We start from the raw sequence: 19,516 nt of genomic DNA, 5'->3' as shown, positions 1-19,516 counted from the left end.
AATGTCAAGTATATGAAATTCACTTATCGATGGCTGAGGCCGCGATTGATGAAAATGTTTTCATGGGAGGATGAAAATGAAAACCTATCTCTCAGGGGCTTTCGCACTGGCGCTGGCCACCGTTTCTTTCGCCTGGTCCAGCGTGGCCATGGCCGAAACCCAGACGATCACCTTTCTCTTCACCGACGACGACCAGGCTTATGTCGAGCGGATGGAAGCGCTGAGCAAGGAATTCGAGACCGCGCATCCCGACATCAAGTTGAACTTCGTCTCCTCGGGTTATGATGCCGTCGCCAAGCAGCTGCCGGTACAGCTTGCCATCGGCGAAGGTCCTGATATCGCCAAGATCACCGACTGGCAGCTCGCCCCCTATTACCTCGACATGCGCCCGCTGATGAAAGACCCGGACGGCTTCGCCAAGCTGCACGGCGACAGCCTGAACACGCTTCGTTTCCCGGGCGTCAACGATCCGAACTCGATCAACGGCTACGTCGCGTCGCAGACCTTCAATCTGCCCTTCGTCAACAAGACGCTCTTCGAACAGGCGAATGAACCGCTTCCGAAGCCGACCGCCACGCTGAAGGAGATCGTCGAAGCTTCCGCGCGCGTTGCCAAGGCGACCGGCGCCCAGATCCCCTTCACGATGGACCGCTCGGGCCACCGCTTCTCCGGCGCGGCCTTCTCCTACGGCTCGAACTACGTCAAGGACGGCAAGTTCTCCTTCCCCGACGATGCCGCCAAGCGCTACATCACCGATCTCTACAACTGGACGAAGGACGGCTCCTTCCCGAAGGAAATGTGGGGTGCTGCCGGCGGAACCCAGTACAAGAACATGGGCGACGAATTCGTCAACGGCAATGTCGTGACCTATCTCGCCGGCAACTGGATGGTCAATCCGTTCCAGAAGAAGATCGCCGACGCCTTCGACTGGACGGCGATCAGCGCACCCTGCGGCGATACCGGCTGCTACGCGATGCCGGGCGGCACCGCGATCGTCGGCTTCAAGCGCACCAAGCATCCTGAAGCCGTCGCCGCCTTCATCGAGTTCCTCGGCTCGGAAAAGATCCAGCGTGAAATCGCCGAAAACTACGTCATCCTGACCGGGGCCGACATCAAGGATCCGCAGTACAAGCTCGAGAGCAAGAACGCCAAGGAGGCCATGTCGGTCTTCCTCGCAGCCCGCAATAGCGCGCCGAAGGCAGCCCGCGATCTCGAACGCCTCAAGGGCTCGTCCGCCATCTATCAGCTCATCGTCCAGCGGATGAGCCAGCTGATCGTCGGCGAGCTTTCCCTCGAAGACACCTTCAAGGCGATGAGCGCCGACGTCGAAAAGGTCAACGTGGCGCTTGCCGCCAACAAGTAACCGGCCGCGCCTGTCTCCCACAGATTGCGCGCTGCATCAGCCACGACCTCGCAACAGGCCGTGGCTGATCGTTTTTTTGGCCCTTGTCCGGGCGGCCGACCCGCCACTTCGATCGGCAGCGGAAACTCAGGCCTGATAAGCGGCCGGATGATCCGCGGATACGCCGAGCAGCTTCATGATCGAAACCTTCACCTGCTGCGCCGCCTTGGAGAGGCCATCCTCCCGTTCGACCAGTTGGATGCAGCTCTCGGGAAGCTCGGGAAGACCGGCCTCCTTCTGCAGGACGGAGAAACCATAGGGCACGATTCCTTCGGCCATGACCGTTATCGCGGTGCCGGAGCTGACCGCACTCTTGATCGCCTCGCCGCTTCCCGTGGTCAGCACCTCGCGATAGGCATGGCCTTCCCGTTTCAGCGCCGCTTCCGCGGCCGCACGAAATGCGCAGCCTTCGGAATAGAACGCCATCGGCCACGGCTTTTTTCTGTCGACGACGTAATCCCCTGAGGAAACCCAGACCAGCTTCGGACGGCTCAGCAGCGTCGAGCGCTCCTTCTGATTTGGCAATGTGACGATCGCCAGGTCCAGTTTCCGCGACTCCAGCAATTTCTGAAGCCTGATGCTCATCGCGCATGTCACGTTCAGTTCGATACCAGGGAACGAACTGTCGATAACCCGCATGAGACGCGACAGGAACGGCTCGCCGTAATCCTCGGCGATGCCGAGGCTAACGCTTCCCGCCACTTTCCCGCTCCTCATCTTGTCGAAGAGAGCATCATGGTGATCGAGGATGATCTGCGCATGCGGCAGGAGTTCCTTGCCCGCAACGCTCAGTTCGACGAGATGATAGCTCCGGTTGAAGAGCTTTCGCCCGAGAATCTCCTCCAGGCTCTTGATGCGCAGCGACACGGTGGCCTGCGAGCATGCAAGCCGCTCGGCAGCGCGGGAAAAGTTCCTCTCGGTCGCGACCGATACGAACGACCGCAGCAGTCTCATATCGAGATCGATCATTATTAAGATATCCAATCATACCTATAGGTACTTCTCATTTTACCAATAGCAAAGCTGCGGTCTAGTCTCTTCCGAGGACATGCATCCGGGAGGATTAGATGAAAGTCGGCTTTATCGGGCTGGGAACCATGGGCAGCAATGCCGCGAAGAACATCATTCGCGCGGGGTTCGAGACTTGCGTCTTCGATCTCAGGCGCGAAGCGGCCGCCGACCATGTTGCGATGGGCGCCGCCTGGGTCGGCAGCCCGGGCGAGATGGTCAGCCGCGTCGATTGCGTGGTCTCGATGGTCTTCGGCCCGCCGCATCTGGATGCCGTTCTCAACGGACCGGAAGGGCTGCTCCGCGGCAATTGCCGGGGGAGGATCTGGATCGACATGACGACGTCGTCGCCGCGCTTCATGCGCGAACTGGTAAAGCCCTTCGTCGATGCCGGCGGCCGGCCCGTCGATGCACCCGTCACGGGGTCGGTCGACGCAGCGATCCGCGGCGACATGCCGATGTTCGTCGGCGGCGCGGATGCCGACGTCGAGGCCGCTCGTCCTGTGATCGAAGCCATGGGCGAGCTGAGAAAGGTCGGGCGGTACGGCAACGGCTACGTCGCCAAGCTGGTGAACAACCAGCTGTGGAAGGTTCACGCCGCGGCGATCGGCGAGGCAATGGTCTGCGCCAAGAAGGCGGGCCTCGAACCGGATGTCTGGTGGAACGTGATGAAGGGCGGCGCGGCCGACAGCTTCGTGATGCAGCACGATGTCCCGTCGATCTTTGCCGGCCATTACGATCCTTCATTCCCGCTCAAGCTCTGCCTCAAGGACCTTGGGCTGATCAAGGAATTGCTTGACGACACTAGCACGCGATCCGACCTCCTCGATGCCTGCCATGCGCGTTTCCGCGAGGCGGCCGAACGCTACGGACCTGATGCCGGCGAGATGACGGTGTGCAAGGTCGTCGAGGACGACGCCGGTATCGAGCTTCGCGTCAACGGCGATTGGGTGGCGCCATGGCTGGTCACGCACCAGGCCGCCGAATAGCCGCCGTTTCACGCGGCCGATCCATGGTCATGGCAGCAGACAAGAAGGCAGCCATCACTGTCCGACCATGCAGGAAATTGTCGGGTGGCGACATCCGATGGCTGCTCCTCCCCACCGGGAACCATAAAAACCAACGGAGTAAGGAACATGAAAACTATCGCTCTTGGTGCGGCCATCGCACTTCCGCTCGTCGCATTTGCTCCCGCCGCCATGGCGGATTGCGGTGAGGTATCCATCGCCAGCATGAACTGGCAGAGCGCGGAAGTGCTTTCGAACGTCGACAAGATCATTCTCAACGACGGGTATGGCTGCAGCGCCGACATCATCGTGGTCGACGCGGCATCCGGCATCACCTCGCAGGTGGAGAAGGGCAAGCCCGACATCATTCCGGAGGCCTGGGTCGATCTGTTTCCCGAGCTGGTCAAGGGACCGCTGGCCGAGGGCCGCGTCGTCGCCCTCGTGCCCTCGCTGACCGATGGCGGCCAGGCCGGGTGGTTCATTCCACGCTATATGCTCGACAAGAACCCGAACATCAACAAAATTGCCGAGATACTTGCTCATCCCGAAGCCTTCCCGTCGCAGGAGGATCCGTCCAAGGGGGCGATCTTCAATGGACCGACCGGTTGGGGCGGCACGATCGCCACGAACCAGCTTTCGAAAGCCTTCGACGTCAAGGGCAAGGGTTTCGAGGTCATCGACACCGGCTCCGCGGCTGCCCTCGACAGCTCCATGGCCAAGGCCTATGAGCGCAAGGAGCCCTGGCTCGGCTTCTATTGGGAGCCGACCTCGCTTCTCGGCATGTACGATATGGTGCCGGTGGATGTCGGCGTGCAGCATGATGCGGCCGAATGGAAGCGCTGCACCTCCGTCGATACATGTGCGGACCCCAAGCCGAACACCTTCCCGAAGGACAACGTCCTGACGCTCGCTTCGAAGTCCTTCATCGAGCGCACCGATCCGGCCGCCGTCGATTACCTGAAGGCGCGCAGCTGGAACAACAAGACCGTGAACGCGCTGATGGCGTGGATGACGGAGAACCAGGCGACCGGCGAAGACGGCGCGCGCCATTTCCTCTCCGAGCACCCGGAAATCTGGACGAAGTGGGTTTCGCCCGAGGCCGCGGAAAAGATCAAAGCCTCCCTCTGACGGAGGCTTCGAAAAGGGGCGGCTTTGCCCGCCCCTCAATACCAAACCTTTGCTGCCTGGAGATCTTCCGTGCCGACATTTCGCGCTGAAGGATACGACTACATCATTGTCGGTGCAGGAACGGCCGGCTGCACGCTTGCCAGCCGGCTCAGCGAGGACGAGAGCGCCTCGGTTCTCCTTCTGGAGGCCGGCCCTTCGGACCGCAGCTGGATCTTGCGAATGCCCGCCGGCCTTCGTTCGGCTTTCAAGCCGACCAGCACCTATAATTACTGGTTCAAGACGACCCCGCAGCGCCATCTCGACAATCGCGAGATCGACCAGCCGCGCGGCCGCGTCCTTGGCGGCTCGTCATCGATCAATGGCATGACGTTCCTGCGCGGCAATCCGCGCGACTTCGACGACTGGCGCGACGAGGACGGCTGCGAAGGCTGGTCGTTCGCCGATTGCCTTCCCTACTTCAAGCGGTTCGAGCGCCTCGAGGGTGCGCAAGGCCCCTTCCGCTCTGCCGAGGGCACGGTGCAGGTCAAGCGCCAGGAGCATCTCGACGCTTTGAACCAGGCCTTTCTCGAGGCGGGCAAGCAGGCCGGCCATGAAGAGGTCGCGGACTTCAACGGCTATCGCCAGGAAGGCGTCGGCCGCTTCGAGATGAGCGTCGGACAGGGCATTCGTTCGAGCTCCTCAACCTCCTATCTCCACGCGCAGCCGGCCCGGCGAAACCTGCATATCCACACCGGCTGCCAGGTTCTGAAAGTCCTGTTCAAGGGCAATCGGGCGATCGGCGTCCAGGTCCGCCGCGGATCGGAAACGGTCGATGTTTTCGCCGCGCAGGAGGTCGTCATGAGTTCGGGAGCCTTTGGCAGCCCCCAGATCCTGATGCTGTCGGGAGTCGGACCTGCGGACGATCTGAAAAGACTGGGGATCGAGCCCCTGATCGACGTTCCGATGCTGGGAGAGAATCTTCAGGATCATTTCGAAACCCACATCCAGGTCGAATGCGATCTCAAGTACAGCCTTAACCAGTATCTCCGGCTCGACAAGATGGTGCTGGCCGGCATCCAGTGGTTCGCGTTCAAGGGTGGCGTTGCGGCCGTCAACCAGTGTCACGTCGGCGCTTTCATGCGGAGCGACTGCAGCGTGACGCATCCGAACCTGCAGATCCATTTTTTCCCGGTCTTCTTCGGACCGAACTGGATCCCCGACCCCCGCGTCGGCGGCTATCGCCTCGGCGTCGGTCCGATGCGGCCGGAAAGCCGCGGTTCGCTGCGCCTTCGATCACCGGACCCGGCACAGCCGCCTCTGATCGATCCGAACTATCTGGCGACCGAACGGGACAGGAAGGAAACCCTCCAGGGCCTGAAGCTCGGCAGGGAGATCCTGGCCCAGCCGGCATTCGCACCCTACCGGAAGCGCGAGGATGCTCCGGGCGAACAAAGCAGGAGCGATGCAGAGCTGGAGGCGTTTATCCGGCAGGATGTAACGAGTTCGTTCCATCCCTGCGGAACCGCCCGGATGGGCCGGACAAGCGATTCCCGCTCGGTCGTCGATCTCGAACTTCGTCTCATTGGAGCGGAGGGTCTGCGTATCGTCGACGCCTCGATCATTCCTTCGATCCCGAGCGCTAACATCAACGCCACGACCTTCATGATCGCGGAAAAGGCATCCGACCTCATCCGGGGCCGAACGCCGCTGCCGGCAAATGAGGTCGCCTACTACAAAGCCCCAACGGAAGGACATCGTGACCATGCAGTCGGATCGTAATTTTCAAACGGATCGGATCCAGCGAGATCGCGCAACGCCGGAAATTAAGAGGAAGGTCGAATCCTGGACGGTATGGGAGGCGGATGCGAGGGAGCCCTTCGAGATCCATTATGACCGCGCGGTGTCGTTCTGCGTCAAGGAGGGGCGGGCGGAAATTGCCTTCACCGATGGCACGAGGCTCGCCGTCCAGAAAGACGATTTCGTGACGATCAAGCCTGACATCAAAGGTGTCTGGACCGTGCTGGAGCCGATCACCAACCTCTATGTGTACCATGACACCGGATCGCCGGCGTAATTCACGCGCCCTCGCGTTGAAACCTCTCCCGCTCATTTCGTTCCCAAGAGCGGCACTCGCCTGCCCGCAAGGGCAGGCTCTTTTCTCCACGTCTTCCAACAAGGTCACGACCGACTCTGAACATCGAAAAGGAGTGACAAATTGGAGCTCAAAGCCCAGCCGACAGCCTCGCACTTCATCGACGGCGAATATGTCGAGGATACCGACGGCACCGTCATCGAGAGCCTCTATCCCGCCACCGGCGAGGTGATCGCCCGGCTGCACGCGGCAACGCCTGCGATCGTCGAGAAGGCGATCGCGGCGGCCAAACGCGCCCAGCCGGAATGGGCGGCGATGAGCCCGATGGCGCGCGGGCGCATCCTCAAACGCGCCGCCGAGATCATGCGCGAGAGGAACCGCGAACTGTCCGAACTGGAAACGCTCGATACCGGCAAGCCGATCCAGGAGACGATCGTCGCCGATCCGACCTCCGGCGCCGACGCCCTCGAATTCTTCGGCGGCGTCGCACCGGCCGGCCTCAACGGTTCGCATATCCCGCTCGGCCAGGATTTTGCCTATACCAAGCGCGTGCCGCTCGGCGTCTGCGTCGGCATCGGTGCCTGGAACTATCCGCAGCAGATCGCCTGCTGGAAGGGCGCGCCGGCGCTGATCGCAGGCAACGCCATGGTGTTCAAGCCCTCGGAAAACACGCCGCTCGGCGCCCTGAAGATCGCCGAGATCCTGCACGAGGCGGGGCTGCCGAAGGGGCTCTTCAACGTCATCCAGGGCGACCGCGACACCGGGCCACTGCTCGTCAACCATCCCGATGTCGCCAAGGTGTCGCTGACCGGCTCGGTGCCGACCGGGCGCCGGGTGGCGGCGGCCGCCGCCGGCAGCCTCAAGCATGTGACGATGGAGCTCGGCGGCAAGTCGCCGCTCATCGTCTTCGACGATGCCGATCTCGATTCGGCGGTCGGCGGCGCCATGCTCGGCAATTTCTATTCCACCGGCCAGGTCTGCTCGAACGGCACCCGCGTCTTCGTGCAGAAGGGCATCAAGGCCGAGTTCCTCAAGCGGCTGAAGGCGCGCACCGAGGCGATGCTGATCGGCGACCCGCTGGATGAGGCGACGCAGATCGGCCCGATGGTTTCCTGGGCGCAGCGCGAGAAAGTGATTTCTTATATCGAGAAGGGCAAGGCCGAGGGCGCCACCCTGATTGCCGGCGGCGGCATTCCGAACAACGTCTCCGGCGAAGGCTATTATGTGCAGCCGACGGTCTTTGCCGACGTCACCGACGACATGACCATCGCCCGGGAAGAGATTTTCGGCCCCGTGATGTCGGTGCTCGATTTCGACGATGAGGACGAGGTCATCACCCGCGCCAATGCCAGCGAATTCGGCCTCTCCGGCGGCGTCTTCACCGCCGACCTCACCCGCGCCCACCGCGTCGTCGACCGGCTGGAGGCGGGCACGCTGTGGATCAACAGCTACAACCTCGCCCCGGTGGAAATCCCCTTCGGCGGCTCGAAACAATCCGGCTTCGGCCGCGAGAATTCGCTGGCCGCGCTGGAGCATTATTCGGAGCTGAAGACGGTCTATGTCGGCATGGGGCCGGTGGCGGCGCCTTATTGACAGGCCAGTCCCGGGCCGGAAACCGCTGCCCCGAGACAGCGAAATCACGGCCGTCGCCGAAAGAAATCACAAGTCCCGGCTGCTTTCGGCGACAAGATCTCGCAGCCAGACCGCTCCAGGGTCTTCATGGCTGCGGCGGTGCCAGACCATCCGGTAACCGAAGGTTCGAAGGACAAGCGGCGGCTCGACGAGTGCCAGGTTTCTGCCGATCGCAAGAGTGGATGCCACGCGGCGCGGCAGCATGACGATCAGGTTGGAGGTTGCGCAGACGAAGGCGGCGGTGGCGAAGTAAGGCAGCCTGAGTGCGATGCGCCGTTCGAGACCATGCTCCGCGAGCACCTCATCCACATGGCTTCTCGGCAGCCCGGGAACGCTGACCAAGGCGTGCGGATAGGCAACGAACTCCCGCAGATTCAGGCCCTCCTTCGATCCACCCCTATCCGCAAGCAGCGGATGGTCAGTGCGCATCAGGCAGACAAGCTTCTCCGTAAACAGCGAGCGGGTCATCAGCCCATCCGGCAAGGGATGGTCGGTGTAGAGAACAAGATCGAGATGCCCGTTTGCGAGTTGCATGAAAGTATCGTTCGAGAAGGGCATGATCTCGACGATCGCGTCCGGCGCCTCTCGTGCGACCATGGGCATTAACCCGGGCAGCATCACGATCGCGGCGTGATCGGTCATCGCGATGCGAAACGCACGCTGCGTCTTGCCGGGCTCGAACGTGGACGGCGCAACGAAGCTTTCTAGCTGTTGGAGCAGACTGACGAGCGGGTCGATCAAAGCCTCCGCGCGCGCCGTCGGCGCCATTTCGGATTTGCCCTTCAGCAAAAGCGTGTCGCCCAGCAGCATGCGAAGCCTCGCCAGCGCACGGCTGACAGCCGGCTGGCTCATATTGAGCCGCTTGGCGGTCAACGTCACGCTGCGCGTTTCCAGCAGGACGCGCAGCACGATGAGGTGGTTCAGGTCGAGATGGCGAAGATCCATTTTTTGAATAACCGATTTCCGCATCATTCATTAGACGCAAAATATAGCACTGACTATGCTTCCACCATGACTTGCGTGCCTGCGGCCGCAAGCAAAGCGAAACGAAAGAGATCAGCTTTGCCCAAGACATTTCGCCAATGGGTGCTCGCAAAACCGCTCGAAGGACCGCTGCAACCGGATCACTTCGCGTTGCGCGAAATATCCCTGCCCGAGCCCGCAGCGGGGCAGGCGCTTGTGCGCATCCTGCTCGCCAACATCCATTCCGCCACGCGCAAACGCATGGCTGCCGGCGGTACGAAAGTCGGCGCCACCGACCAGACCAATTTCGCTTGCGCCGTCGTCGTCAAGTCGCGCGATCCGGTCTTCCGGGAAGGCGATGTGATCCACTGTCAGGCCGGCTGGCAGGAATACCAGCTCGTTTCAAGTGCTGAGACCGCGATCGGCTATCCCCCGGTCAGCGAAATCGTAAAGGCGGCGAACGGCACGAACTCGCCGCTCCTCTATGCGTTCCGGCCTGCCCTCGTGAAGATGTGGTCGCCTTCCATCCTGATGGATGTGCTCGGCACATCAGGGCTGACGGCCTATTTCGGGCTGCGTGAATGCGGGCCGCTGATGCCGCGCGATCAGGTCGCCGTGGCAGGAACGAGCGGTTCGGTGGGGTCGATCGCGGCGCAGCTCGCAAAAATCGCCGGCTCCCGGGTCATCGGCTTCGCGGGCGGAGCAGACCGATGCCGCTGGGTGGTCGACACACTCGGGATCGATGGCTGCATCGATTACACGGCCGATGATCTTGATGCCGAGCTGCAAAGCCGCTTCCCTCAAGGCATCGACTTCTTCTCGGACGGCGTCGGCGGGCGCGTCGGCGAGGCCGCTCTCAAGCGGCTGAACACGAATGGCCGCATGTTCTCCTATGGCTCGGCGGCCTCACTCTACGGCGAAAGTCCGGCAACCGGCGCGCCGCCGCCTTCGATACGCCGAATGATGGGCATTTCGGAAGAGGTCGAAGAGATCTTGCGCCGGCGCAATATCAAGGCCGAAGCCTGGATGGTCACGGATTTCTTCCGTGAACGGCTGAAAGCGGAGGACGATCTTTCGCGACTGATGTTCGCGGGAAGGCTGAAGCCTGTCGCCAACCTCGTAGAGGGTTTCGAGATGCTGCCCGAGGCCATCGCCGGTCTTTACCGCGCCGGCCGGTCGGGGAAGCTGCAGGTCCAGTTCGGAACGCTTTGAAGTGATCTCCGGAGGCGTGAAACCGCCTCCGGAAAATATCGCATCGAGCCGTCTGGCTTTGATGATGATGCCGCCCCGCCGGACCTTGCCCGGCGGGGAGGATGACCGCCAGTTCCGGCGGTCAGGACGCCATGGCGTAGTAACGCGGCTCCGATCCCCGGCGGCTGCCCGTCTTGAAGCGGCGCAGCAGTTCGGCGAGGCTTTCGGTTTCCTGCGTCAAGCTCTGGGCGGCGGCCGTGGTCTCTTCCACCATCGCGGCGTTCTGCTGCGTGACCTTGTCCATCTGGTCGCCGGCGGCGGAGACTTCGCGCAGACTTGTCGCCTGTTCGCGGGCCGCGACGGCGATCTCGGCGACGGTCGCATTCATCGCGGTGACCTGCTCGACGATCTGTTCGAGCGAGACGCCGGATTCGCCGACCAGCTCGACGCCTGTCTTGACCTGCATCGAGGAGGTGGAGATCAGTTCCTTGATCTCCCTTGCCGCATTGGCCGAACGCTGGGCGAGCTCACGCACTTCCTGGGCGACGACGGCGAAGCCCTTGCCGGCTTCGCCGGCACGCGCGGCTTCGACGCCGGCATTCAGCGCCAGCAGGTTGGTCTGGAAGGCGATCTCGTCGATGACGCTGATGATGTTGCCGATCTTCGACGAGGAATTCTGGATCTCCGTCATCGCGGCGATGGCGCGGGAGACGATCTCGCCGCCCTTTTCCGCATTGGTGCGGGCCGTCGCCACCACGGCTTGGGCGCGGCTGGCGCCCTCCGCCGTTCCGTTGACGCCGCGGGTGACGTCACCCAGCGCCGCGACGGTTTCCTCCAGCGAAGCCGCCTGCTGCTCGGTGCGGCGGGCGAGGTCGTTGGAGGCGGTGGAGATTTCCGCAAGGCCGGAGCGGATGGTCGTGACCGCGCGGATGACAGAGTCGATCGCTTCTTCGAGGCTCGCGACGGAGCTGTTGAAGTGATCGCGGATCCTGACATAGCGGTGGTCGACTTCGCCGACGCGCACGGAGAGATCACCCTTCGAGAGCGCATCGAGACCCAGCGAAATCTGGCGGAAGGCATGCTCCATCACCTGCGCGTCGGAAAGCCGCTCGGCCTCCTGGCGCAGCCGCTCTTCCTCGGCGGCGAGGCGCGCGCGCTCGGCGTTGGCTTCGGCGATCAGCTTGGCGCGTCCGGTTTCCTGGAAGACCTTCAGTGAGCGCGCCATCGCGCCGAGTTCGTGACGGTGCTCGACGCCGGTGATGACGATGGCCTCGTCGCCGCGGGCAAGCCGCTCCATGGACTGCGCCATGCCGCGCACCGCCGAGGAAATCAGCCGGCCGACGAAATAGGAGAGCACGAGACCGATGACGATCAGCAGGCCGCTGATGACGAGCGTCGTGCTGGTCGCCGAAGCAACCGTCGCTTCCACCGAACCGTCGAGCGTCTTCTGCGCGCCGGTCACCGTCGCCTGCAGATCCCTGAACTCGCCGGCGATCTTCGGCGCGAGCACGTTAAGCTCAGTCTGCCGGATATTGCCGGAGGCCTGCAGCACATCCTTCATGTCGCCGAGACGGGCCGTGTAGTTCTGCATCAGCTGGCCGGCGCCCATCAGGCGCTTCTTCTGCAGCTCGTTCTTCGCTGCCTTGGCGGCGGCATCGTTGAGCGCCACCGCTTCGGCAAGCGCTGCCTGCGCCGTGTCATAGGCGGCGAAATCGTCGGAATGCACGAAGCGTTCGGAGAAATAAAGGCTGCGGTTCAGGGCCTCCAGCGTCTCCGCCGTCATGTGCAGCAGGGCGACATCGCTCTGGCGCCAGGCGCTGCGCATGACGTCGTTGAGCGCGATGCTGGTCCAGGGGCCGAATTCGGTGACCTTGGAGATCAGCAGGTCGCGGCGGGCCTGAAGGGAGACGATCTGCTCGAAAGCCTTGCCATAAGCGGCGATATCCTGGCGGATCGTCGCCAGACCCGATTGCAGATCCTTGTTGCCGGCAAAACGCGGATCGTCCGCCTCGAAGGCCTTCACGCCGGCGCGAAAACTGTCGACCACGGCCTGCGTCGGCGTGGTGCGGAAGGCTTCGGCCGACATCTGGATCTCGTGCAGCTGGTCGCTGTAGTCCGAGATGGCGAGGCTCTGGCCGGCCGTGGCGCGGTAGGAGGCGAAGATCGAAGCGAGCCCGTTCATGCCCGAGATCGCGCTGACGGTCAGCAAGCTCATCAGCAGGATCAGCGGCACGAAGCCTGCGGTGATCTGCGCGCGAATGCCGAATTTATTCCAGAAATGCAACATCATAGGCCTCTTATGCTCACTGGCTCTTCGGCAGGTATTGGGCAATGTTCTCAGGGGTCACGAGCTCGAAGGGAACGTTGTTTTCCCGCGGCACCTTCTCCTTCTTGACGAGCTTGACGGCGGCCTCGACGGCGGCTGCGCCCTGCCCGACGGCGCTCTGCAGAATGGTCACGTCGAGATCGCCGGCCACCATCGCGGCCAGCGCATCGTCGGTCGCATCGACACCGGCGACGACGACGTCTTTCATCGGCATGCCGGCCTTCTTCATGGCGCGGATCGCGCCGAGCGCCATCTCGTCATTGTTGGCGATGACGGCATCGAACTTGACGCCGGCCGAAAGCCATTCCTGCATCTGCTCATCGGCATAATCGCGCGACCAATAGGCCGCCTGCCGCTCGACGATCTCGAGCCCCTTGCACTCGGGCGTGGCGATGACGTCTGAAATATCCTGCGTGCGTGCGCGGGCGGCCGCGTGGAAGGCTTCGCCCATCAGTACGACGACGCGGCCCTTGCCCTTGAGCAGAGCGCAGACCTGCTTGGTCTCCAGCGTGCCGGATTCCTTTTCGTTGGAGGCGACCACCACCTGGTTTTCGGGAAGATCGAGCAGGTTGGAGGGGACGTTGTTGATGTAAACAAGCGGAATGCCGGCATCCGTCGCCATCTTGGTCATCTGCGGCCCGAGATCGCCGTCGGAAACGGCCAGGATGATCGCATCGACCTTGTCGGCAATGAGCTTCTGAACCTGCTTCTTCTGCAGCTCGTTGTCGCCCTTGGCGTTTTCGGTGACGAGCTTGAGGCCGGAGATCGTCTGGCCGTGATTGACGACGCCGTTCAGCAGCGCGGTCCTGAATTTGTCGAGATCGGACATCGAGACGCCGATCGTCTGCGCATTCGCGACAGTGACCGACATCGCCAAGGCGATGGATGCAAGCGTGGCCGTTTTCATGAATTCCCCTGCGCAATTCGGATGGAACTGCGTTATTTCAAATCATGGTTAAATTTTACTTTGCGCGCGGAAGAGAGAAGTAACGCGGGCAATCGGAATCTTGCGGCGGCACGCCGCCGGCTTGAAACAGGTGGAGCCGGATTTGAAGTGACGGCAGCAGGTCTTTGTTTTTAAATATCAGCGTCCGCCAAAGCCGGAGCCGACGGTGATGCCCTTGTAGATCACCCGCTGCAGCACGATCGCGAGAATGACGCCCGGCACCATGGATATTGTCGCGCCGGCCATGATGTAGTTCCAGGAGGTGCCCTGCTGGGTCTGGAACAGAGTGAGCCCCAGCGGCAGCGTGGCTTTGTCGAGGCCGCTGGTGGCGATCAGCGGCCAGAGGAAACTCTTCCACTGGGCGATGAACGTGAAGAGCGACAAGAGGCCGATGGCCGGCATGGCGAGCGGCACGATGACGGTGACCAGGATGCGCAGGCGCGACGCCCCGTCCATCATCGCCGCCTCGTCGAGATCCTTGGGAATGCCGAGGATGAACTGCCGCAGCAGGAAGGTGCCGAAAGACGAGAAGGCGACCGGCAGGATCATGCCGTGATAGGTGTTGATCCAGCCGAGCTTGCTGACGACGAGGAAGAGCGGGATGACCAGCATCACCTGCGGGATCATCAGCGTGCTCAGATAGGTGAGCAGCAGCCCTTCCCTTCCGGGAAACCGCAGGCGGGCAAAAGCATAGGCCGAGAGGCAGGAGACCACGAGTACGATCGCGGTCACGCCGCAGGCGACGATGAAGGAATTCATCAGGAAGGTACCGAAGGGCAGCGAAACCAGCGCCTCGACGAAATTGCCCCACTGATATTCCTCAGGCAGGATACGCACCGGCACGGCCAGCACTTCGGTATTGGAGCGCACCGCGTTCGACACCATCCAGAAGAAGGGAAAGAGGAAGAGCAGCGCAATCAGCGAAAGGCCGGCATAGCTGATGAAGGTGCCGATCCGCCGCAGGATGCGGTGCCGGTTTTGGGACACGGAATGCGGATGCCGGGAGGTCGCGTCAATCGTCATAATGCACCCATTTGCGCTGCATGTGGAACTGCAGGATGGTGAGGCCCATGATCATGACGAACATCACCCAGGCAAGCGCTGAGGCATAGCCCATCTGGAAATTGGTGAAGCCTTTCTGGTAGATGGCGAAGCCGAGGGTGGCCGTCGCCGAGCCCGGGCCGCCGCGCGTCATGGCGAAGATCTCGTCGAAAACCTGGAGCGAAGTGATGGCCGTCATGACGGTGGCGAAGAAGACCGTCGGCGAGATCAGCGGCAGGCGGATGCGCCAGAAGCGCCGCCAGGGCCCTGCGCCGTCGATCATCGCCGCTTCGAGATAATGCTTCGGCACCAGGTCGAGCGCGGCGTTGAACATCACGACGTTGTAGCCGACATTGGCCCAGAGGGTGACGAGCACCACCGCCTGCATCGCCCAGTTGGAGCTCAGCAGGAAATTCGGCAGGCCGAGGCCGAGCGACCGGATGATGCTGTCGGCGAGCCCGTCCGGCGTGAAGATCAGCAGCCACACCACGGAGGCTGCGATCGTCGGGGTGAAGGTGGGCAGGAAGAAGATCACCCGGAAGATCGCCTTGCCGCGCTTGAGGCTCGATATCCACACCGCAAGCACCAGCGAGACAATGATGTTCACCGCCAGATATTCGACGGCGAAAAACAGCGTGTTTCTCAATATGGTGTAGAAGGCGGGATCGACGGTGAAGAGCTTGATGTAATTCTGGAAGCCGACGAAAGACGGCGTCGAAATCAGCTGCCAGTTGGTGAAGGAGAGCGCCAGCGACGCCAGGATCGGCAGGGCCATGAAGATCATGAAGCCGAGGAAGCTCGGCAACAGGAACAGCATGGCCGTCTGCGTCTCGGGCTTCAGGAAGCGCCGTGGCTGACCGGACTGCAGGCTGATTTCGGCAACGGCGCTTTCCGACATATCTTCCTCCATGCGCGGCAATTCCTGCCGCGGCGGGCGCCTGCGCATCTCCAGGACGCGCGGGCTCTATTGCTGCGCGAGGCTCTGGATGGTCTCCATCGTCTGTTTGGCGTCGGCGCTGCCGGCGAAGGCCGGCGGGAAATACTGGTTGAACAGGTTTTCCACCGCCGCCCAGTTGTTGGTGATCACATAGGGGACGGAATGCGCCAGGGAATAATCGAGCGCCTCGCCGCCATTGGTGATGTCCTTGGCCGCCACCTTATACCAGGAGGATTGCGAGGCCGTTCGTGCCGGCAGCGCGCGGCCCTGTTCGGCGAGATATTGCAATGCCTCCGGACTGGTCAGCACCTGGATCGCCTTCCAGGCCGCATCCTTGTTCTTGCTGGTCGTGGCGATGCCGAAACCGGAGCCCGCCGTGACGGCTGTAAGCTCCCCGTCCGCGCGCGGCAGGGTGGTGAGGCCGATCTTGAACTTCGCCTTGTCCTTCATGCCGATGATCGACCAGGGACCATCGACATACATGGCGACATTGCCCGAATTGAACCGACCCTGGATGACCGTGCCGGCATCGGCGCTCGACGGCACCAGCGGCGCGACCTTGTCCTTGGCGGCAAAGCCGATCACCCGGTCGGCGGCGGCGACGGCGCTCGGATTGGTAAGGTCAAGCTCCCCGGAGTCATTGAGATACTTATCGCCCCAGGCCGAGGCCAGAACCGAATAGTTCTGCGGCGTGATGCCGAAGCCGTATTTGCCGTCCTTGGTGAGCTTCTTGGCGGCGTCGGTGAACTCCGCAAGCGTCCAGCCCGGCTTCGGCAGCGGAACGCCGGCGGCTTCCAGCGCATCCTGATTATAATAGATGACCCATGGACCGACGTCGTAAGGCAGGCCGTAGAGCTGCTTGTCGACGGACATGCCGCCGATGATCGAGGGCGTAAAGGCGCCGACATCGAACTTGTCGGCCGCGATCCGGTCGTTCAGAGGCTCGAGCAGCGAATAGAAATTCGGCATGCGCAGCGACTGCATGGAAACGATGTCGGCGAGCTGCCCCGACGCCGCCAGCACCGGCAGGCGGGTCCAATAATCGACCCAGCCGGTCGTCGTCAGCGTCACCTTGATGTCGGGATATTTGGCGGTCACCATGTCGGCCAGGTGCTGCCAGCCCTTGGTGTCGGCATCGGAACCGGTCCACATCTGCCAGGTCAGGTTGATCTGCTCGGCCGATGCCGTTGTGGCAAAGAGGCTGCCGCCGATTGCGGCAAGCAAAAGCGTTTTCTTCAGAACCTTCATGGGTTTCTCCTCCCTCCATGACGCAATGAACACGCGAGTGCGACCGAGTTCACGCCTTGAGGACGATCTCGATCACCGGGACGGTAACGTCGGGTCGCCGGACCGGCAGTTCGAGCGTGATCATGCCCTCCGGCACCATCACGCCGATATTGGAATCCACGTCTTTCGTCTGGCTGAGCCAGCGCACTTCGCTGGCGTCGTGCAGGAACTGCGCATAGGCGATCCTGTCGGCGAGGCCCTCGATATGAATGTGGCGGTAGGGCCAGTTGTAGACATGCAGATAGAGGCGGTTGCCGCGCTGCGTGTAGCGGCAGCCGGCCGGCACCGGAAATTCCGAGGGACCGGCGCCGTAGATCGAGCGTCCATTGACCTCCATCCAGTTCTGGTAGACCTCGAGCGCGGCGATGGCGCGGGCGTCGAAAGTGCCGCGGCCAGTCGGGCCGACGTTCATCAAGAGGTTGCCGCCGAGTGCGACGGAATCGATCAGCAGCTGGATGATCTGCTCCGGGCTCTTCCAGCTGTCCTCGTCGCGGTGATACCCCCAGGAGCCGCTGAAGGTGTGGCAGGCTTCCCAGAGCACACCTTGGCTGGCGATGGCGGGCGCCACGCGCGGCGTATACTGCTCCGGCGTCGTCACGTCGGGCAGCTTGCCCTGCGGCAGGTCGAGGCGGTTGTTGACGATGATTTCGGGCTGCAGCTCACGCACGAGTTCCAGCAGCCGTTCGCTCTCCCAGTCGGCGCGCCCCTTGCCGGGCAGGCCGCGATATTCGCGGCCGGGATAGCTGAAATCGAACCAGATGATGTCGATGCGGCCGAAGCCGGTCAGAAGCTCGCGCACCTGTTCGCGCATATAGGCGGCGTAATTGGCGATGTTGCGCCCTGAATTCAGCGCCTCGGCGTCGGGATGGTTGCGCAGGGGGTGATGGACGTCGATCGGAAAGTCGGGATGGTGCCAGTCGAGCAGCGAATAGTAGAAGCCGATCTTCAGCCCCTCGGCGCGGAAAGCCTCGACCAGCGGCGTCAGCAGATCCTTGCCGCAGGGCGTGTTCGGCGCCTTGTAATCGGTGACCTTGCTGTCCCACAGGCAGAAGCCTTCATGATGCTTGGTCGTCACCACGACATATTTCATGCCGGCGAGCCGGGCGCGGCGCGCCCACGCCTTGGGATCGTAGAGATCGGGGGCGAAATTCTCGAAATAGCGCTGGTAATGGTCGTCGTTCAGCTCTTCGCGGTTCTTCAACCACTCATGCCGCGCCCCGAGCGCATAAAGGCCCCAATGGATGAACATGCCAAGGCGATCATGGCTGAACCAGGCGTGCTTGCCCGCCCCTCCCGATACAGGATTTTCCCGCTGGCCTTCCGAACTTGTCACAGGTTTCTCCTCCCTGTTGTCCGGCCCGACATCATATCGAACCGGTTCGGTGACTGATCATCTTGCTTGATCCCATGCCTGTCAAGCCGAAATTCGAAAATCGTGAAACCCGTTGTATGGGCACACGTTCCGGCTAATCATGGAGGATAAGTTGCGCAGACGAAAGAAATCTGACAAAAGGAAAGCTTTAGAACCGGTTCGATAGACATGACGACCATACGAGATGTCGCGCGCCTGGCGGGGGTTTCGATCTCGACCGTCTCGCTTGCGCTCAACAGCCCGAAGCGGGTCGGCGCCGAGACGCTGAACCGCATCCAGCAGGCGATCAAATCGACCGGCTACCGCATCGATCCGGTGGCCCAGACGCTGGCGCGCGGGCGCAGCTCGCTCATCGGTTTCGTGTCCGCCAATCTCGGCAACATGTTCTTCGGCGACATCCGCCGCGAGATCGAGCACCAGGCGCTCGACCACGGCTATTTCGTCCTGATCGCCGACTCCTCCGGCAGGGCCGATCTCGAACGGGCGCTGTTGGAGCGGATGGAAGCCCAGAAGATTGCCGGCATAGCGCTGGCAACAAACGGCCACGGCGAGGAATACGCGGCCTTTCTGCGTGACTTCAAGACGCCGATCGTGATGTTCGACCAGAAGGTGGAGGGTGCCGAGCGCGATTTCGTCGGCTCCGACAATCCGCTGACGACGACCATCCTGACCGAGCACCTGCTGCAGCTCGGCCACCGGCGCATCGCCTTCATATCCGGCCCGGGCGGACTGCACACCGCCGACGAGCGCCTGAAGGGCTTCATGGATACGATGGCGGCGGCCGGCGTCGATGTCGATCCCTCGCTGGTCACCGAAGGCGGCTATACCAGGACGGGCGGCCACACACAGGCGATGCGCCTGCTCACCCGCCGCGACCGGCCGACCGCCATCATCGGCGCCAACAACATGATGGGGCTCGCGACGCTGCAGGTGATGCAGGAAATGGGTTTCCGCTGCCCTGAGGACGTGTCGCTGGCGATGGTCGACGACGTGCCCTGGAGCAACGTCATCACGCCGCGCATCACCATGGTGGTGCAGGATGCCCAGAAGCTCGGCGAACTGGCGGCGCAGCGGCTGCTGGCAAAAATCGCAAGCCCCGAAGCCGCCGCCGAGCCGCCGCGGGATTTCATTCTGACGCCGAGATTCGTGCGGGGGGAGTCGACCAGGCGGCTGTGAGGACTTGCCGCTCACCATTGAAAGATCCG

16 protein-coding genes are annotated in these 19,516 nt (G+C 62.4%); 8 read left to right on the top strand and 8 right to left on the bottom strand.

The window, feature by feature from the left end:
• Positions 1-76: 76 nt before the first annotated feature.
• Positions 77-1,363, top strand: a complete 1,287-nt coding sequence (locus ATY77_RS01550) for an ABC transporter substrate-binding protein (RefSeq protein ID WP_088685775.1) — start codon at positions 77-79, stop codon at positions 1,361-1,363.
• 126 nt (positions 1,364-1,489) lie between these two features.
• On the opposite strand, the gene ATY77_RS01545 is transcribed toward ATY77_RS01550, so the two are convergent.
• On the bottom strand, positions 1,490-2,371 hold the full coding sequence (locus tag ATY77_RS01545) for a LysR family transcriptional regulator (RefSeq protein ID WP_088685774.1): 882 nt from the start codon (positions 2,369-2,371) through the stop codon (positions 1,490-1,492).
• 98 nt (positions 2,372-2,469) lie between these two features.
• Here ATY77_RS01545 and ATY77_RS01540 point away from each other — a divergent pair, with 98 nt between their 5' ends.
• The 5 genes from ATY77_RS01540 to betB all read left to right on the top strand — a co-directional run bounded on the left by ATY77_RS01540 (position 2,470) and on the right by betB (position 8,209).
• Positions 2,470-3,399 (top strand): NAD(P)-dependent oxidoreductase, encoded by a 930-nt coding sequence (locus ATY77_RS01540; RefSeq protein ID WP_088685773.1) that lies wholly within the window; start codon positions 2,470-2,472, stop codon positions 3,397-3,399.
• Between the two features lie 147 nt (positions 3,400-3,546).
• Positions 3,547-4,545, top strand: a complete 999-nt coding sequence (locus ATY77_RS01535) for a glycine betaine ABC transporter substrate-binding protein (protein ID WP_088685772.1) — start codon at positions 3,547-3,549, stop codon at positions 4,543-4,545.
• A gap of 69 nt (positions 4,546-4,614) precedes the next feature.
• Positions 4,615-6,303 (top strand): choline dehydrogenase, encoded by a 1,689-nt coding sequence (locus ATY77_RS01530; RefSeq protein ID WP_088685771.1) that lies wholly within the window; start codon positions 4,615-4,617, stop codon positions 6,301-6,303.
• Positions 6,287-6,598 (top strand): cupin domain-containing protein, encoded by a 312-nt coding sequence (locus tag ATY77_RS01525; RefSeq protein ID WP_190237561.1) that lies wholly within the window; start codon positions 6,287-6,289, stop codon positions 6,596-6,598. The genes ATY77_RS01530 and ATY77_RS01525 overlap by 17 nt, the downstream gene beginning before the upstream one ends.
• A 141-nt stretch (positions 6,599-6,739) precedes the next feature.
• Positions 6,740-8,209, top strand: coding sequence for a betaine-aldehyde dehydrogenase (gene betB, locus ATY77_RS01520; protein ID WP_088685769.1), 1,470 nt, complete (start codon positions 6,740-6,742; stop codon positions 8,207-8,209).
• Positions 8,210-8,275: 66 nt separating this feature from the next.
• Here betB and ATY77_RS01515 read toward each other — a convergent pair whose 3' ends face one another.
• Positions 8,276-9,193, bottom strand: coding sequence for a LysR family transcriptional regulator (locus tag ATY77_RS01515; protein ID WP_190237560.1), 918 nt, complete (start codon positions 9,191-9,193; stop codon positions 8,276-8,278).
• 117 nt (positions 9,194-9,310) lie between these two features.
• Between ATY77_RS01515 and ATY77_RS01510 the strand changes: the two genes are divergently transcribed.
• The gene (locus ATY77_RS01510) at positions 9,311-10,423 is read left to right on the top strand and encodes an NADP-dependent oxidoreductase (RefSeq protein ID WP_190237559.1); all 1,113 of its coding nucleotides are present in this window, start codon (positions 9,311-9,313) and stop codon (positions 10,421-10,423) included.
• Between the two features lie 121 nt (positions 10,424-10,544).
• Here the strand turns inward: ATY77_RS01510 and ATY77_RS01505 are convergent, their stop codons facing one another.
• From ATY77_RS01505 to ATY77_RS01480, 6 genes are all read right to left on the bottom strand, one after another.
• On the bottom strand, positions 10,545-12,689 hold the full coding sequence (locus ATY77_RS01505) for a methyl-accepting chemotaxis protein (protein WP_088686232.1): 2,145 nt from the start codon (positions 12,687-12,689) through the stop codon (positions 10,545-10,547).
• Between the two features lie 16 nt (positions 12,690-12,705).
• Complete coding sequence (locus ATY77_RS01500; protein ID WP_088685767.1) at positions 12,706-13,635, bottom strand: substrate-binding domain-containing protein; 930 nt, start codon at positions 13,633-13,635, stop codon at positions 12,706-12,708.
• Positions 13,636-13,812: 177 nt separating this feature from the next.
• Positions 13,813-14,697: a carbohydrate ABC transporter permease gene (locus ATY77_RS01495; RefSeq protein WP_088675667.1), complete on the bottom strand. Its 885-nt coding sequence runs from the start codon at positions 14,695-14,697 to the stop codon at positions 13,813-13,815.
• Complete coding sequence (locus ATY77_RS01490) at positions 14,687-15,661, bottom strand: sugar ABC transporter permease (protein WP_190237558.1); 975 nt, start codon at positions 15,659-15,661, stop codon at positions 14,687-14,689. The genes ATY77_RS01495 and ATY77_RS01490 overlap by 11 nt, the downstream gene beginning before the upstream one ends.
• Positions 15,662-15,679: 18 nt before the next feature.
• A complete protein-coding gene (locus tag ATY77_RS01485; protein ID WP_088685766.1) occupies positions 15,680-16,900 on the bottom strand; it encodes a sugar ABC transporter substrate-binding protein in 1,221 nt (406 codons plus the stop codon).
• A gap of 49 nt (positions 16,901-16,949) precedes the next feature.
• Positions 16,950-18,272: an alpha-L-fucosidase gene (locus ATY77_RS01480; RefSeq protein WP_088685765.1), complete on the bottom strand. Its 1,323-nt coding sequence runs from the start codon at positions 18,270-18,272 to the stop codon at positions 16,950-16,952.
• Between the two features lie 207 nt (positions 18,273-18,479).
• Here ATY77_RS01480 and ATY77_RS01475 point away from each other — a divergent pair, with 207 nt between their 5' ends.
• Positions 18,480-19,487 (top strand): LacI family DNA-binding transcriptional regulator, encoded by a 1,008-nt coding sequence (locus ATY77_RS01475; RefSeq protein ID WP_088685764.1) that lies wholly within the window; start codon positions 18,480-18,482, stop codon positions 19,485-19,487.
• The last annotated feature ends 29 nt before the right edge of the window (positions 19,488-19,516 follow it).

Origin of the sequence: Rhizobium sp. R634 (genome assembly GCF_002211305.1) — a bacterium.
GTDB lineage: Bacteria > Pseudomonadota > Alphaproteobacteria > Rhizobiales > Rhizobiaceae > Rhizobium.
This window is presented reverse-complemented; position numbering and strand designations above follow the sequence as displayed.